This is a genomic window from Mycobacterium sp. SMC-17 (assembly GCF_045310915.1).
In the GTDB taxonomy this organism is placed as follows: Bacteria; Actinomycetota; Actinomycetes; order Mycobacteriales; family Mycobacteriaceae; genus Mycobacterium.
The window spans coordinates 86,249-99,859 of the sequence record NZ_JBJIAK010000021.1 but is presented as its reverse complement, the minus strand read 5'-3'; the positions used below and the strand labels follow the sequence as shown (position 1 = coordinate 99,859).

At 66.8% G+C, this 13,611-nt stretch carries 14 protein-coding genes; 9 read left to right on the top strand and 5 right to left on the bottom strand.

The window, feature by feature from the left end; genetic code table 11:
• Positions 1-64: 64 nt before the first annotated feature.
• Positions 65-373 carry an HNH endonuclease gene (locus tag ACJH7A_RS15710; RefSeq protein WP_406802303.1) on the top strand — a complete coding sequence of 103 codons (309 nt, stop codon included), beginning with the start codon at positions 65-67 and terminating at the stop codon, positions 371-373.
• A 28-nt stretch (positions 374-401) separates the two neighbouring features.
• On the opposite strand, the gene ACJH7A_RS15705 is transcribed toward ACJH7A_RS15710, so the two are convergent.
• The 3 genes from ACJH7A_RS15705 to ACJH7A_RS15695 form a co-directional block, all read right to left on the bottom strand.
• Positions 402-1,424, bottom strand: a complete 1,023-nt coding sequence (locus ACJH7A_RS15705) for a hypothetical protein (RefSeq protein WP_406802299.1) — start codon at positions 1,422-1,424, stop codon at positions 402-404.
• Positions 1,421-2,647: an AAA family ATPase gene (locus ACJH7A_RS15700; RefSeq protein ID WP_406802298.1), complete on the bottom strand. Its 1,227-nt coding sequence runs from the start codon at positions 2,645-2,647 to the stop codon at positions 1,421-1,423. The genes ACJH7A_RS15705 and ACJH7A_RS15700 overlap by 4 nt, the downstream gene beginning before the upstream one ends.
• A gap of 76 nt (positions 2,648-2,723) precedes the next feature.
• The gene (locus tag ACJH7A_RS15695; protein ID WP_212808174.1) at positions 2,724-2,867 is read right to left on the bottom strand and encodes a hypothetical protein; all 144 of its coding nucleotides are present in this window, start codon (positions 2,865-2,867) and stop codon (positions 2,724-2,726) included.
• Between the two features lie 134 nt (positions 2,868-3,001).
• On the opposite strand from ACJH7A_RS15695, the gene ACJH7A_RS15690 reads away from it, so the two are divergent.
• The 4 genes from ACJH7A_RS15690 (at position 3,002) to ACJH7A_RS15675 (ending at position 7,402) form a co-directional block, all read left to right on the top strand.
• Positions 3,002-4,399 (top strand): threonine/serine exporter ThrE family protein, encoded by a 1,398-nt coding sequence (locus tag ACJH7A_RS15690; RefSeq protein WP_406802297.1) that lies wholly within the window; start codon positions 3,002-3,004, stop codon positions 4,397-4,399.
• A gap of 6 nt (positions 4,400-4,405) precedes the next feature.
• A complete protein-coding gene (locus ACJH7A_RS15685; protein WP_406802296.1) occupies positions 4,406-4,771 on the top strand; it encodes a hypothetical protein in 366 nt (121 codons plus the stop codon).
• Between the two features lie 94 nt (positions 4,772-4,865).
• The gene (locus tag ACJH7A_RS15680) at positions 4,866-6,908 is read left to right on the top strand and encodes a DUF4185 domain-containing protein (RefSeq protein ID WP_406802295.1); all 2,043 of its coding nucleotides are present in this window, start codon (positions 4,866-4,868) and stop codon (positions 6,906-6,908) included.
• Between the two features lie 2 nt (positions 6,909-6,910).
• Positions 6,911-7,402, top strand: coding sequence for a hypothetical protein (locus tag ACJH7A_RS15675; protein ID WP_212808170.1), 492 nt, complete (start codon positions 6,911-6,913; stop codon positions 7,400-7,402).
• A gap of 4 nt (positions 7,403-7,406) precedes the next feature.
• Here ACJH7A_RS15675 and ACJH7A_RS15670 read toward each other — a convergent pair whose 3' ends face one another.
• Positions 7,407-8,405, bottom strand: coding sequence for an AraC family transcriptional regulator (locus tag ACJH7A_RS15670; RefSeq protein ID WP_406802294.1), 999 nt, complete (start codon positions 8,403-8,405; stop codon positions 7,407-7,409).
• Between the two features lie 150 nt (positions 8,406-8,555).
• Here ACJH7A_RS15670 and ACJH7A_RS15665 point away from each other — a divergent pair, with 150 nt between their 5' ends.
• From ACJH7A_RS15665 to ACJH7A_RS15655, 3 genes are all read left to right on the top strand, one after another.
• Positions 8,556-9,986, top strand: a complete 1,431-nt coding sequence (locus tag ACJH7A_RS15665; RefSeq protein ID WP_406802293.1) for a DUF1254 domain-containing protein — start codon at positions 8,556-8,558, stop codon at positions 9,984-9,986.
• 56 nt (positions 9,987-10,042) lie between these two features.
• Positions 10,043-10,315 (top strand): hypothetical protein, encoded by a 273-nt coding sequence (locus ACJH7A_RS15660; protein ID WP_212808167.1) that lies wholly within the window; start codon positions 10,043-10,045, stop codon positions 10,313-10,315.
• 158 nt (positions 10,316-10,473) lie between these two features.
• Positions 10,474-10,998: a DUF1254 domain-containing protein gene (locus tag ACJH7A_RS15655; RefSeq protein WP_318984653.1), complete on the top strand. Its 525-nt coding sequence runs from the start codon at positions 10,474-10,476 to the stop codon at positions 10,996-10,998.
• On the opposite strand, the gene ACJH7A_RS15650 is transcribed toward ACJH7A_RS15655, so the two are convergent.
• Complete coding sequence (locus ACJH7A_RS15650; protein WP_318984654.1) at positions 10,995-12,902, bottom strand: acyl-CoA dehydrogenase; 1,908 nt, start codon at positions 12,900-12,902, stop codon at positions 10,995-10,997. The genes ACJH7A_RS15655 and ACJH7A_RS15650 overlap by 4 nt on opposite strands.
• Before the next feature lie 66 nt (positions 12,903-12,968).
• Between ACJH7A_RS15650 and ACJH7A_RS15645 the strand changes: the two genes are divergently transcribed.
• Positions 12,969-13,601, top strand: a complete 633-nt coding sequence (locus ACJH7A_RS15645; protein WP_318984655.1) for a TetR/AcrR family transcriptional regulator — start codon at positions 12,969-12,971, stop codon at positions 13,599-13,601.
• Positions 13,602-13,611: the final 10 nt, after the last annotated feature.

Here is a 13,611-nt window from a genome sequence, read left to right as displayed (position 1 = left end):
TGTGATCATCCCCGGGAAGGCGCGCCCACATTCACGCCGCCCTACCAAGGCTCATCCACAGGTTCTGATCATTGCTCGGCTTGAAACGGGCGTCGGGCGAATCGACAGCCATCAAGGTCATTACATCCGGGATTATCTTCTCGGCGCTCAATCCGGCTGCTGCGCGATCTGCGGTGGAGACACAACCTGGCAGGACCTGCCGCTGGCGTTGGTCCTGGACCACATCGACGGCGACCCGACGAACAACCGTCGCGAGAACCTGCGGCTGATCTGCCCGAACTGCGACTCCCAGTTGCCGACGTACAAGAGCCGCAACCGCGGCAACGGCCGCCACTTCCGGCGCGAGCGGTACGCCAACGGCCAGTCGTACTAACGCAAAACGACGCGACCCTCGTACCTGCCTACTGCCGCGTGAAGCGACCTACCCAGGCCAGCACGAGGGTCATGATGAGCAGCATCGGCGCACCGATCTGCACCACCTCCAACTGGTGGGGGCTGACGACGGTGAGAGCTCCCAAGATCACCGCGACAACGACGACGACAAGGCGCACCGCCAGCAGTGGCCCGCTCTTCAGCGCCGAGGCCAAGGTCCGGCGCCCGACGGTGACAACGAGCTTTCCCAGCGCGGCGCCGAGACCGACAGTCGCCACAGCGATACCGATCCGTGGTCCCATACCCAGCGTGTTACCCGGAGCTGCTGTGACGAGCAGCAGCCACAGGAGGAACAACACTCCGGCAGTGCACCACCGCAGCCACCGGGCCATCGCGAGTGCGATGTTGCTGCGCGCCAAACCGCCGAGGGCCGGGTCCAGCGTGCCGGCGCCGAGGAAACCCCGCAGCGCACCCAACAGCCGGCCCCGCGACATCCGGTTGACCGCCAGGTTGTGTGTCGCTACCGCGTGATCGGGTTGCAGCTGCAGCGCGGCAGTGTATTCCGCATCGGACTCGGCGGTTCGCGACATCTTCCGAAAGATGTTCCCTCGTAGGACAAACAGCGAAGGATCGGTGGGTTCCAGGCGGATCGCTTCGGTGGCCTCCGCCAGTGCGGCATCCAGCCAGCCTTCGTCCGACAGGATCTGGGCGTACACCAGGTGGGTCCGGTACTCGTTCGGATCGACGCAGACGGCCCGCCATGCCATCCACTTCGCCTCGTTGAGTCGGCCCTGCCCTCGAAGTGCCAACGCGTACAAGCGAAGCGCGTGCTCGTCATCAGGGGCTGATTTCAGTGCCGCATAGAGCCGGCGCTCGGCACCGATGTAGTCGCCGAGCCCGACGGCGGCCTGGGCATCGAGGGTCAACAGCACCGGGTCATCCGGCGCCGTCGAAAGCGCGGCGGCCAGCACCTCGCGGGCGCGCTGATGGTTGTCGACGTCGAGGTACAGCCGCGCCTGCTGCAGCGCGGCCTCGACACTTTCGGCGGTCACCGAATCTTGTTGCGACGCAGGTACTTCGCCAGCTCGTCGTAGGTACCGTCCCGATTGCCGAATTCGACGACGTTGCGGGCCGTATCGAACCAGGGACCGGTAGACGGGCGGACCTGCCGCAGCGCCGCCTCCACATCGGACATCCGCACCGGCCGCACCTGCCCGGTGTGCAGCGAGTCCGCCATCGCCAATTGCGTTGCGGTGTCACAGACATGAGCCAGATCCGCGCCGGAGAATCCTGCCGTCCGGGCCGCCAATGCGGACAGGTCGATTCCCTCGATCGGGCGATCCTGCAGATGCAGCCGCCCGATGCTGGCCCGGGCCTCGGTGTCGGGCAGACCGACGAAGACCATCCGGTCAAAACGTCCCGGTCGGCGCAGCGCCGCGTCGACATCCCACGGCGCGTTGGTGGCGCCCAGGATGTACACACCGTCGTTGCTGGCCGATGCCGAATCCAGTTCTTCCAGAAGCGTGTTGACGATGGTCCGGATGCCGGACGTACCGCTCAACGCGGACCGGCGGTGGCCCAGTGCGTCGACCTCGTCGAAGAACAGCACACAGGGCGCGTTGCGCCGCGCGGTATCGAAGACCGAGCGGATGCTGCGCTCGCTCTCACCGAACCACCGGTGCAACACGTCCGCGATGCCGACCTGATAGAAGTTCGCGCCCAACTCGCCCGACACCGCCTTGGCGATGAACGACTTCCCGCACCCGGGCGGTCCGTAGAGCAGCAGACCGCCGCGCGCCGACATCTTGTAGGCCTTCATCAACTCGGGGTTGCGCAGCGGCCCGAGCAGCGAGAGCTCGAGTTGTTTCTTGACAGCGTCCATGCCACCGACGTCGGCGAGCCGGACTTCGCTGCGGGTAACCGCCTCGAAGTCGTCCTCACCCACTGCCTGAGTGGGTTCGTCGACGAACGCCGGCTTGATGATGTCGGATACCTGGTCCTCCGCCGCTTCCCAGTCGAACGATGGCTTTGGTTGCGGTGCAACAGATTCCGGCGGTGGTGCCGGGGCAGCAAGCGCCGCGGTGCATTGCTGCAACAAGCCCTGCGCCGTGGTGTCGGTCGGGTCGACGGCCAGCACCGCACCGCAGTGCGTCAACGCCTCGGCGTGCCGGCCCCGTTCCGCCAGCAGTCCTGCCAGGTGCAGGCGCAGAGCCAGTGCGTCCGGACTCTGCTCGACCGCTTGCAACAACTGCGCGATCACCGGATCGTCGGTCACCTTCATCCCCCTCGCCCCACGCTGACCTCAATCCTAGGTCGGCGGTTCCTGCACATGCCCGGTGATGCGGCGGGCATCACTTCAGCCGGTGACCGGCGAGGACCGCCAACCAATGCTCGCCGGCGATCGCGAGGGCGACCGTGACCAACAACGCCACCACCACCGGCCACCAGCGGGCCGACCGCCGCCACCATCGGCCGCCCGGCCGAAAGTCCCTCACGCCGACTCCCCTCTGAACGCGTTCGCAAGGTGTAGTCGGCGGACCGACGGCCAACCGAACGTCGCCCGGCCGTGATCTGGCACACGGCACCGCGCAAATGCTGGCGGTTCACACCTGGGACCTACGATTCTGTTGTGACACTGCGTGATCGCGTCGCCTCCGCGCGGCGGCGAATTCTCGGTGACCGGCCGTCCACCGCCGACACCGCGGGACTGCCCGTCATCGCACCGGCACAGCCCGTCGACCTGAGCGACGAGCGCGCCGTCACCGAAGTGGTCGAGCTGGCGATGAACGTCGGCGAGGTGCTGCTGGACTCCGGTACCGGTGCCATCGACACCAGTAAGCAGATCGCGTTCGTCGCCGCCACCTACGGGCTGCCGGACTGCGCCGTCGACGTCACCTACAACGCCATCCACGTCTCGGCCCGCCGCGGTCCGGGACTGCCGCCGACCAACTACATGCGCACGGTGAAGTACCGCTCGCTGGACTACACCCGGCTCGAGCAGGTGGACACGCTGCTGCGGCAGATCGGCCGCGGACACCTCGGCCTCAAGCCCGCCCGCGCGGCCTTGGACCACATTGTCGCCGCCGACCATCCGTATTCACGCAAGGTCGCGCTGTCGGGTTGGGCGCTGATGGCAGCCGCGGTGACGCTCATGCTCGGCGGCAGCCCGACGCTCGCCATCGTCTCGTTCGTCACCACCGCCGCGATCTACGGAACCAACGTCTCTCTCGGCAAGCTCGGGCTGCCCTACTTCTTCCAGCAGGTCATGGGCGGTTTCATGGCGACGGTCCCGGCCGCGTTCATCTACAAGCTGGCCATCGAGCACAGCGCCGTCGTCGCGCCGTACCGCATCATCGTGTCCGGCATCATCGTGCTCATGGCCGGGCTGTCGCTCGTCGGTTCGGTGCAGGACGCCATCACGGGTGCGCCCGTCACAGCGGCCGGCCGGTTCATCGAGGTGATGGTCTACACCGCAGGCCTGGTCGGCGGCGTGGGCATCGCGCTGCGACTGACCAGCACCCTCGGCGCGAGCCTGCCGCCGATGCAGCAGGAGGTGCTCCCCTATGCGCCGCTGCCGATCATGGTGCTCACCGGCGGCCTGGCGTCAGCGGCCTTCGCGCTCGCCAGCTACGCGTCGCTGAAGGCGCTCACCACCTCGTTCGCGTCGGGCGCGGTCGGCGCGGGTCTGGTCGGGTCGATCCTGAACGCGGGGCTCGGCCCGATCGTGGCCTCCGCGGTCGCCGCCACCGTCGTCGGTCTGGCCGGCGGCCTGCTGGCGCGGCGCGCCGTCGTCCCGCCGATCATCGTCGCCGTCGCCGGCATCACTCCGCTGGTGCCAGGTCTCGCCGTCTACCGCGGGCTGTCCGAGATCATGGCCGGACAGACCCTGGCGGCCATCTCCAATCTGTTCACCGCTGTCATGGTCGGTTGCACGCTGGCCGCCGGGGTGACCCTCGGCGAATGGGTGGCGCGCACCATGCGGCGTCCGCGTCTTCCCCGCCGACTGCTCGGCTCGCGCGTAGCGTAGGGCGCCATGTCCGAGACCGGAATCTGGATTGCCTGGGGACTGCCCACCCCGGGACGGGAACTGCAGGCCCTCGCGGCGCTGCGCGACGCCCGCGGCTACCTGCAGGCCCTCGTCGACGACGGCCGGATCGAAGGCTTCGACGTCACGGTGCTGCGTCCGCAGACTACCGAGCTGGGCGGGTTCATCCACATCAAGGGCACCCGCGTCCAGATCGACATCCTGCGCCGCACTGGGGATTTCGAGCGCTGGGCCACCGGAATCCAGCTGATCGCCGACCGGGTGGCCTTCGTCGACAGCTGGGTCGATCGCGGCATCGACCACGCCATCGAGTTGTACGAAGACGCACTCCGCGAGGCCGGGCTGCTTCGCTGACGGTGTCGAAACCGAAACAACCGTCCAAAAGTCTCCCGCGGTTCGGGCCGATGTTGTTCCATTAGTTAATTAGCTGGAACAGCAGGGAGACACGATGAGCGCCGCACGCTACGTCGGCCGGGTCGGAAGGCTCGCCGTCGCACTCGGCATCGGAACCGCGATCGCATCGGGCCAAGGCGTCGCATGGGCCGACCAGACTGAATCAGGAACGCCCGCCGGCCCGGCGGCCACGTCCACGACAGGCGAGAACGCCGGCGCGTCCGGCACTTCGGGCAGCCCCACCAAGCCGCGTCGCGACAAGCCCCGGCCCAAGAAGGGCGGCGACAAGACCGAGACTCCGGCCGCGGGCAGCACCGGCGACAGCTCGTCCGCCCCCAAGGCCGATCCCAAAGCTGACCCTGAGACCGAGACCACGCCTGACCCCAAGACCGACAAACCCACCAAGGCACCGGCCAAGGGCCGTGAGCGCACGAACAAGCCGAAGAACGACAACCCGAGCGACACCGCGACGGTCCCGAAAACCCCGAAACGTCCACAGCTGACTCCGGACAAGCCCGCCGCCAAGCCGCTGGCCGCCCAGCAGACCGCGGAGCCCAAGCCGGTCAGCGTGGCGGCCGTCGCACCCACGGTCATGAAGGTCACCACCAGTGCGGTCACGGCGTCGCCGAACCCGGTGTCGGCGACGACGAACCTGCTCACCCCCAACGTCACCGCACCCACGGTCAAGCCGACCAACCCGGTGGCCGCCGTGATGAAAGCCGTGTCCGGCGCGCTGAATTGGGCGTTCAATCCGTTCGGCAGCCCGGCCCAGCCGACGCTGGCGTGGACCGTGCTGGCGTTCGCGCGCAAAGAGATCGACAACCTCCTGACAGCGATCAAGCCGCAGAACGTCGTCAGCGCACTCACCACCACCGGCCAGGTGCTGAGCAATCCCATGGCCGCGCTCACCACGGTCATGAACCCGCGGCCGGCCTGGCCCACACCGGGTCAACAGCTCAGTCCCTCGACGAGTTTCGTCGACTGGGTGACGGGCAACTTCGCGCCCAACGACACCTACAACCGGTTCGGCGTCTGGGGCACCGACGTCGGCACCGCGTGGGACAACGGCATCGCCGACGATCCCAGCACCCCGATCAACGAGCACCAGGTGCTGATGGCGTTCGGCGACACCTTCAGCGGCCCCAACATGACCGGGAACTGGCTCAACAACATCCTGTTCCGCTCGTCGGATGCCAACCTCGCCGACGGCATCTCGATCCCGGCCGGTCAGTGGTTCAACGGCAACATGTTCGGCGGTACGCCGCTGTCGTCGCCGACGACAGCACGCCAGATCATCCTGCCCGCCAAACTCCCGGCGGGTCTACCGTCCGGGGTGACGCTGATCCCGACCTCCGGCATCTCGGTGCCGACACCGGGCACCCAGTTCGGCGCCACCCAGTACCTGAGCTTCATGTCGGTCAAGCAGTGGGGCGCGCCCGGGCAGTGGACGACGAATTACTCGGCCATGGCCTACTCGACCGACAACGGCGAGAACTGGACCATCGCACCGCAGAGCGTCCGCCAGAACTGGGGCGGCAACGCCAATTTCCAGCAGGCGGCCCTGGTTCGTCCGGGGGACGGCTACGTCTACTCGTATGGCACCCCGAACGGCCGCGGCGGAGCGGCCTACATCTCGCGAGTGGCCGAAGCCGACATCCTCGACGTGTCGAAGTACGAGTACTACAACAAGGGCAGCGCAGGCGGCTGGTTCGGCATCGGTGCGATCAAACAGGGCTGGTACAAGGACCCGTCGAAGGCCGGCGTGGTGTTCGGCAGGGACACCGGCGCGTGTGGCATCGGCAAGCCGGGCAACCAGGTCAGCGAGATGTCGGTGCAGTACAACCCGACGCTCGGCAAGTACGTGACGCTCTACGCCGACCAGTTCAACAACGTCGTGCTGCGCACCGCCGACGCCCCACAGGGCACGTGGTCGGCGGCCACCGTGCTGATACCGCAACAGAACGGCGGCATCTACGCGCCCATGATGCAACCCTGGTCGCCGTCGACCCTGGGCACGGGTACCGACTTGTACTGGAACCTGTCACTGTGGAGTGAGTACAACGTCATGCTGATGAAGACCGATCTGACGAAGCTGTAGCCATGATTCGCACGACCGTCGCGATGGCCGCAGTCGCCCTGGCGACCGCGGTCGCGCCCCTCTGCGCGGCTGATCCCGTTGCGCCACAACAGGATCAGCCGTGTCCGCCGACGGCGGACGAAGCCACCACCATGCCGACGACGCCGGCGCCCAGGTCGGGCGCCAACACCCCGCTGCAGTGCCACGAAGGGCGCTGGCAGCCCGTCGCACTACCCGCGGAACCCAGCGACCGTTGGTGGAGCACCGGCCCCGTCATCGCCCTGCACGGTCAGGGCATGCGTAATCCAAACCTGATGTCCGGCAAGTGGAGTGGCACGCCGCTCGGTCCTGGGAACCGATGCCATGTCGAGCAGCGCGCGGTGATCAGCGCCGGTGTGGTCAGCGCGCCCGTGGCGACCGACGGCGGACCGGACCAAACGCTGCACTTCGACGTGGCGCCCACCGCGTCCTCGGTCGAGTTCTCCGGCTATTGCCTCTGGACGCGGCTCGGCTGAGTCGTCAGCGCCGGCCGTTCCGGTAGGCCGTGGGCGTCGTGCCGAACCACCGCTTGCACGACCGCGTGAGCACGCTCTGTTCGGCATAGCCGAGATTCCGGCAGAGCTGGTCGAGGGTCAGTTCGGTATCGAGCAGTAACCGCTGCGCGGTCTCGCGGCGCGTCTGATCGACCAGGTCACCGAACGTCGCGCCCTCGGCCGACAGGCGTCGCTGCAGCGTCTTTGGGTGCAGGCCGACATGCCGGGCGATGTCCTGCAGCCCCACGGCTCCACCGGGCAGCAACTGACGGACCAGGGTGCGGACCAATTGCGTTGTGGCAGGCTCGGATTCACCGATGGTGTTCATGAGGTAGTCCATGGCCGTCTGATGCGCGATGCGGTCGGTGGGCAACGGCCGCTCCAAGTCGGCGGCGCGCAGTGTGAAGCCGGCGACCGGTTCACCGAACGACGGCGGGCAGCCGAAGTAGGACTGGTACTCGCCGGCCGGGGTGCGCGCCGAATGCGGCAGGTGCACCGCGAGCGGGCGGTAGTCCGGGCCCAGGAAAAGTCGCAGCACCTGCAGCGTGACACCGAGTGACAACTCGATGGCCTGCGCCTGCGGCGGCGCCGGGTCCAGAAGGTACTCGAACTCGAAGCGGCGCAGGTCGGTTCCGACGGGGACGGTGATCCGGGCACTGATCGCGGGGCTGTAGGCGGCCATGAACTTGTCGAAGATGACGAACGCATCGGCGACCGTTTCGGCGTTGCGGGCCGCCAGCCCGACGGGTCCGAGGATGTCGATGTTCTGGCGCAATGCAAGTCGACGTCCGAAATCGGGAGTGCGCAGTGCCACCGCCGCGGACTCGAGCGCCTGGGCGCCGCTGGGCAGGGAGATGAACCGATCGTGACGGCCGATGTCCGCGCTCGCGATATGCGCCGCGGCCAGCAGCGCGTCACCGTCGCCGCCGAGTTCAGCAACCAACTCGGGAAAGCACGTGAGCGCCGTACCCCGGATCATCGCCATGTCTCTAACTGTCAAAAATTTGTCGCGAAATGTCAAGACACAAACCGGTATGGTGCAGCACAGTCGAATCCCACGATCAGCCGGTGCAGCGTCGCGCCGCAGGTACAGGCAATGTGTCCTGCACAACAACGAAATAGGAGCACTTCCCGTATGCTGCACAGACATCGCCGGTGGACCCGGACGCTGGCTGCCCTGACCATCACAGCGCTGGCGGCCACAGCCGCCGGCTGTTCCACATCCAGCAAACCGTCGAAGCTGTCCGCCGACGAGGCCAAGGCCATCGCGGTCGACGCGTACGTCTACGGCTACGCCCTCAACACCGTCGAGATGACGCGGCGGGTCATGACGAACGTCGCCCAGGTGCAGGCGCCCCGGGCCCCGATGGGCCAGTTGATGCGTATGCGGGAGTACCCGAACGCCGCGTTCCGCGACGTCACCGCGCCCAACGCCGACACGCTGTACACAAACGGGTTCATCGACGTCAAAGACGAGCCGTGGATCCTGACGCTGCCCGACGCCCACGACCGGTACTACCTTTTCCCGATGCTGTCGGGCTGGACAGATGTGTTCCAGGTTCCCGGCAAACGCACGACGGGCACCGGCCCGCAGACCTACGCCATCACCGGCCCGAACTGGAAGGGCACGCTGCCCGCGGGCGTGACTGAGTACAAGTCGCCGACGTCGACGGTGTGGCTGATGGGCCGCATCTACTGCGATGGCACGCCTGCGGACTATGCCGCCGTGCACGCGATGCAGGACCAGATTTCGCTGGTGCCGCTGAGTTCATACGGAAAGCCCTACACCCCGCCGGCCGGGAAGGTCGACCCCAGCATCGACATGAAGACCCCGGTCCGTGACCAGGTTGAAAACCTCAGTACCGAAGCCTATTTCGACATGCTTGCCGCCCTGCTGAAGGACAACCCGCCCGCCGCGGCCGACAAGCCGATCATCGAGAAGATGGCCCGCATCGGCATCGTGCCCGGCGAGAAATTCGACATCACCAAGCTCGATGCCGATGTGGCTGCCGCGCTGAAGTCCGTACCCAAGGACGGCGTCGCGAAGATCATGGGCCACTACGGCACTCTCAACACCATCAACGGGTGGCAATTCACCACCAAGACAGGCGAATACGGCACCGATTACCTGCAGCGCGCCTTGATCACCGCCATCGGGCTGGGCGCGAACCGGCCCCAGGACGCGGTCTACCCGACATCGAAAACCGATGCCGCGGGCCAGCCGTACAACGGCGCCAACAAGTACGTGATGCACTTCGCCAAGGACCAGCTGCCTCCCGCCGAGGGCTTCTGGTCGCTGACGATGTACGACGAGGGCTACTTCTTCGTCGCCAATCCGCTCAACCGCTTCACGCTCAGCCAGCGCGACAACCTGGCCCGCAACCCCGATGGATCCGTGGATCTGTATCTGCAGCACGACAATCCGGGACCGGAGAAGCAGGCCAACTGGTTGCCCGCACCCGCCGGCGCCTTCAACCTCATGCTGCGCCTCTACTGGCCGAAGCAGAACCCGCCGTCGATCATCGATGGCACCTGGCAGCCACCGGCCGTGACAAAACTCCCGTAAGCCACGAAACGTACTCGACGCGAGCCGATTTCGCCTTGATCAACCCAAGGAGCACCATGACACCACGCATCACCGCACTGGTTTCCGTCCCACTGATGGGCGTGGCCCTGGCCGTGGCACCGTTGACGGTGGCCCCCACCGCCGCCGCGGATGTCTGCGCCAGCGCGGGCGGCCGGCACTTCTCCGCCGGCGGCTGCACCAACATCGCGGGCGACGTCGCCGTCGGCACTGCCATTGCGGCGGCGCACGTCCCGTATGTCGCGGGTGAAGTTCCCTGCTACACAGACGAAGGCGTGCCGTACTACACGCCGCCCGGCGCCCCTTGCTGATACTCGGCTGTTGCCCTGGATGGCGCTGTCCCGAACTGTCAAGAATCAGTCTCTAGATGTCAAGACTTCGGGCAGCGCCGTCCTGCACAGTGGGATGAGCGGACCGAACCCGGCCCGCGACCAACCATGGGCCACACCCGGATTGGAGCACGGCCGTCATGTCAGCAGCCGATGTCCTGCCGTGGTGCGGCACGTTGTCCATCGCCATGGCTGCACTGGTGATCCTGGCCGGCCCCACGGCTCGCCGGGCCTATCGCGCCGAAGGTGCGACCGCACCCCGCCGCTGCCCACTGCAGCAACTCATGCGGACGAGCATCACCGACGCCATGTACGTCGACCGGTTCCTCGACGTGAACGCCGAGCCCTGGGTGCTGACACTGCCGGACGCCGCCGATCGCAGATACCTGTTCCAGGTGCTCTCCGGCCGGGCCGACGTGTTCGATGACGCCGACGAGCACGTCGCCTGGACGACGCCGCAGACCTATGCCATCACCGGGCCGAGCTGGAACGGCGAACTGCCTGCCGGTGTCACCGAACACCGCTCGCTCGCCCCGATCATCTGGCTGCTGGGCCGCATCGAGTGCACGGGCACGGCCGAGGACCGCGCCGCCGCACAGGAGCTGCTGGACCGGATTTCGCTGGTTCCGTTGAGTGCCTACGTCACTCAGTTCGTGTCCGACTAGGGCGCCATCTCGTACCGACCTGCCAGGTCCCGCACCGTACGGACCATGCGCTCCAGGCGTTCCGGGTCGCCCACCGGTTCCGCGATCAGATCCAGCGCGAGCTTCTTCTGCGCCGCGGTGGCGGTCGGCTTGCAATGCAGCGTGGTGGCGTGCCGGGAGAAGTCGGTGACCAGAACCTCGAACAGCTGGTCCAGCACGTCGTCGTCGGTGTGGTCGATGATGGCCTGCTCGAGGATCAGCTGCGCGTAGGGCAGCAGCGTGAACAGCTCACCGATCGCGAACAGGAAGTCGACGTCGTTCTGCTGCTGCGCGTTCGGTGTGGCCGCGGCCAGCAGGGTCTGGAACCCGTTGGCCTGGTTGAGGAACACCGCGACGTTGGGGATGTGCACGAACTTCTCCAGGATGCCGCGCCAGTCCGCGAATGCCACCCGCCCGAGGCCGCGGCTGGGGCCCTGCCGGAACAGGAAGTCGTCGTTGGTGAAGTCGCGGCGGCGGCGCACCGCCGGCAGACGGTCGGATCGCAATGCCGCCGGCGCCACCGGAATCCGCGCCACCCGCGGGATGAGTGCCGAGCCGGCCGCACGTAGGCCGGTGGCCAGCGCCCGCGTCGCCACGTTGGGTGAGTACTCGACGGGAAGCTGTTGCAGCACCAGCAGTCCGGCGTCGGCGGGACGGAACATGAAGTTCTGCATGAACTTCAGCGACAGCGCCATGTTGACGTGGACGGTGCCCTCAAGGCGGGGCAGGCCGACCGAGCCGAGCAAGGCCATCGGGAAGAACATGTCGTTCTCGAAGCCGCGCGCGGCGATGGTGTCCGACAACAGCGTGATGATCTTCTCGCACTCGCGGGTGACGGTCATCTTCTCGATGGCGTTGAACAGCAGGTAGCGCCGATCCGTTGACGACGCCGACCGCATGTAGTCGACGGCGCGCTCGCTGTAGAGCTTCATACCGACCAGCCGGGCGTAGGCCTCGGTGAGCATGCGGCGAATCTGCGGGAACTCGGTGACGTGCTGTCCGAACAGGATTCGATTCTCGGCGTGCGTGATCGCCTCGTACATGGCGTGCTCACACGTGCCGATGGAGCCGAACCCGAGGTTGAACTTGCCGATGTTGACGGTGTTGATCGCGGCGTGGAACGCGCCCTTGCCGGCGTGCAGGATGTCGTCGGCGGCGACCGGGTAGTTCTCCAGATCGAAAGCGGCGACGTACATCTGGCCGTTGACGACGTTCTTGCGCAGCTTGTAGTCGGCATGCTGGCTGTCGGCCGCGAAGAAGAGATACCCCTCGAAATCCTCGTCGGGCTTGCCGCCGTCCAGCGCGGTCGAGCTGTCCAGGATCGGCTTGTCTGCCCGGCGGCCGAATACCGACACCATGCGGGCCAGGTTGCCGTTGCCGATGTAGTACTTGCCGCCGTTCGCCCGGTAGCCGTCGTCGACCGGCGTCAGCACCATGTCCGTCGAGTACACGTCCGCGCCGTGCTCCTTCTCCGATAGGCCGAACGCGAAGATCTCGCCGGCCTCGAGCAGCTGGGCGGCGCGCTTGCGGGCCGCGGTGTTGGATGACTGCCAGATGGGGCCGAGTCCCAGGATCGTGACCTGCCAGACGTACCAGTACTGCATGCCGTAGAAGCCCAGGATCTCACTGAACATCGCGTTGCGAGCGGTGTCCCAGCGCTTGTCGGGGTCACCGTCGGCTTCCGATGCCGGCGTCAGGAACGTCGCGAAAACCCTTTCCTTCTTGAGGAATTCGATGAACTCCGCGTACCAGACGCGGTCGCGGTCCTGCTGCGTCAGCCAGGCCTTGCCGTGGCTCTCGAAGAACTCGATGGTGGCGATGAAGATCTGCTGGGTCCGCTCGTCGAAGTCGGCGAAGTCCGGCTTGTGCGGGTTGAGCATGGTCATGGCGAGCAATCCTACAAGGATGAAGAAAAATTATTCAAACAAGAATAATCCTGCTACATTCAGTTCATGGCCACCGACGCCGCAACGAAGCCCCGCGAGCGGGCCGCCCACCTGGGCCCGGAGCGCCGCCGTCCGCAGATCCTCGATGCCGCACTACAGATCGCTGCGGAATTCGGCACCGCGGCGGTGACCATCGGTGCCGTTGCCACCCACCTCGGCGTCACCCGGCCGGTTGTCTATTCGTGCTTCAAGGACCGCGTGGAACTCCTTGCCGCCCTGCTGGATCGCGAAGGCGAGTCGTTGCGCGAAACCCTGTTGGCGGCGCTGCACACCGGCCGCGGCGACGACCCGGAGGCGGCGTTCATCGACGGCTATCGCGCGCTGCTGCACGCCGTCGAGGACCAGCCGGATACCTGGCGTTTCGTCTACCTGGCGCACGCCGACCCGGCGGTCGCCGACATGGTCGCGGAGACCCGCCGCGCACTCGCGAGCAGCTCGTCGCGCTGGATCGCACCGGCACTGACTACGTGGTGGCAGACCACCGACCTCAATCGCAAGATGCCGGTTCTGACCGAACTGTTCGTGTCGTCCAGCGAGGCGGCGGTCCGGTCCCTGCTCGACCCCGAGAACGACTGGGACGCAGACAATCTCGGTGAGTTTTACGGACGACTCATGTGCCGCGCGTTCGCCGCGGCCTGACGATCAAGGA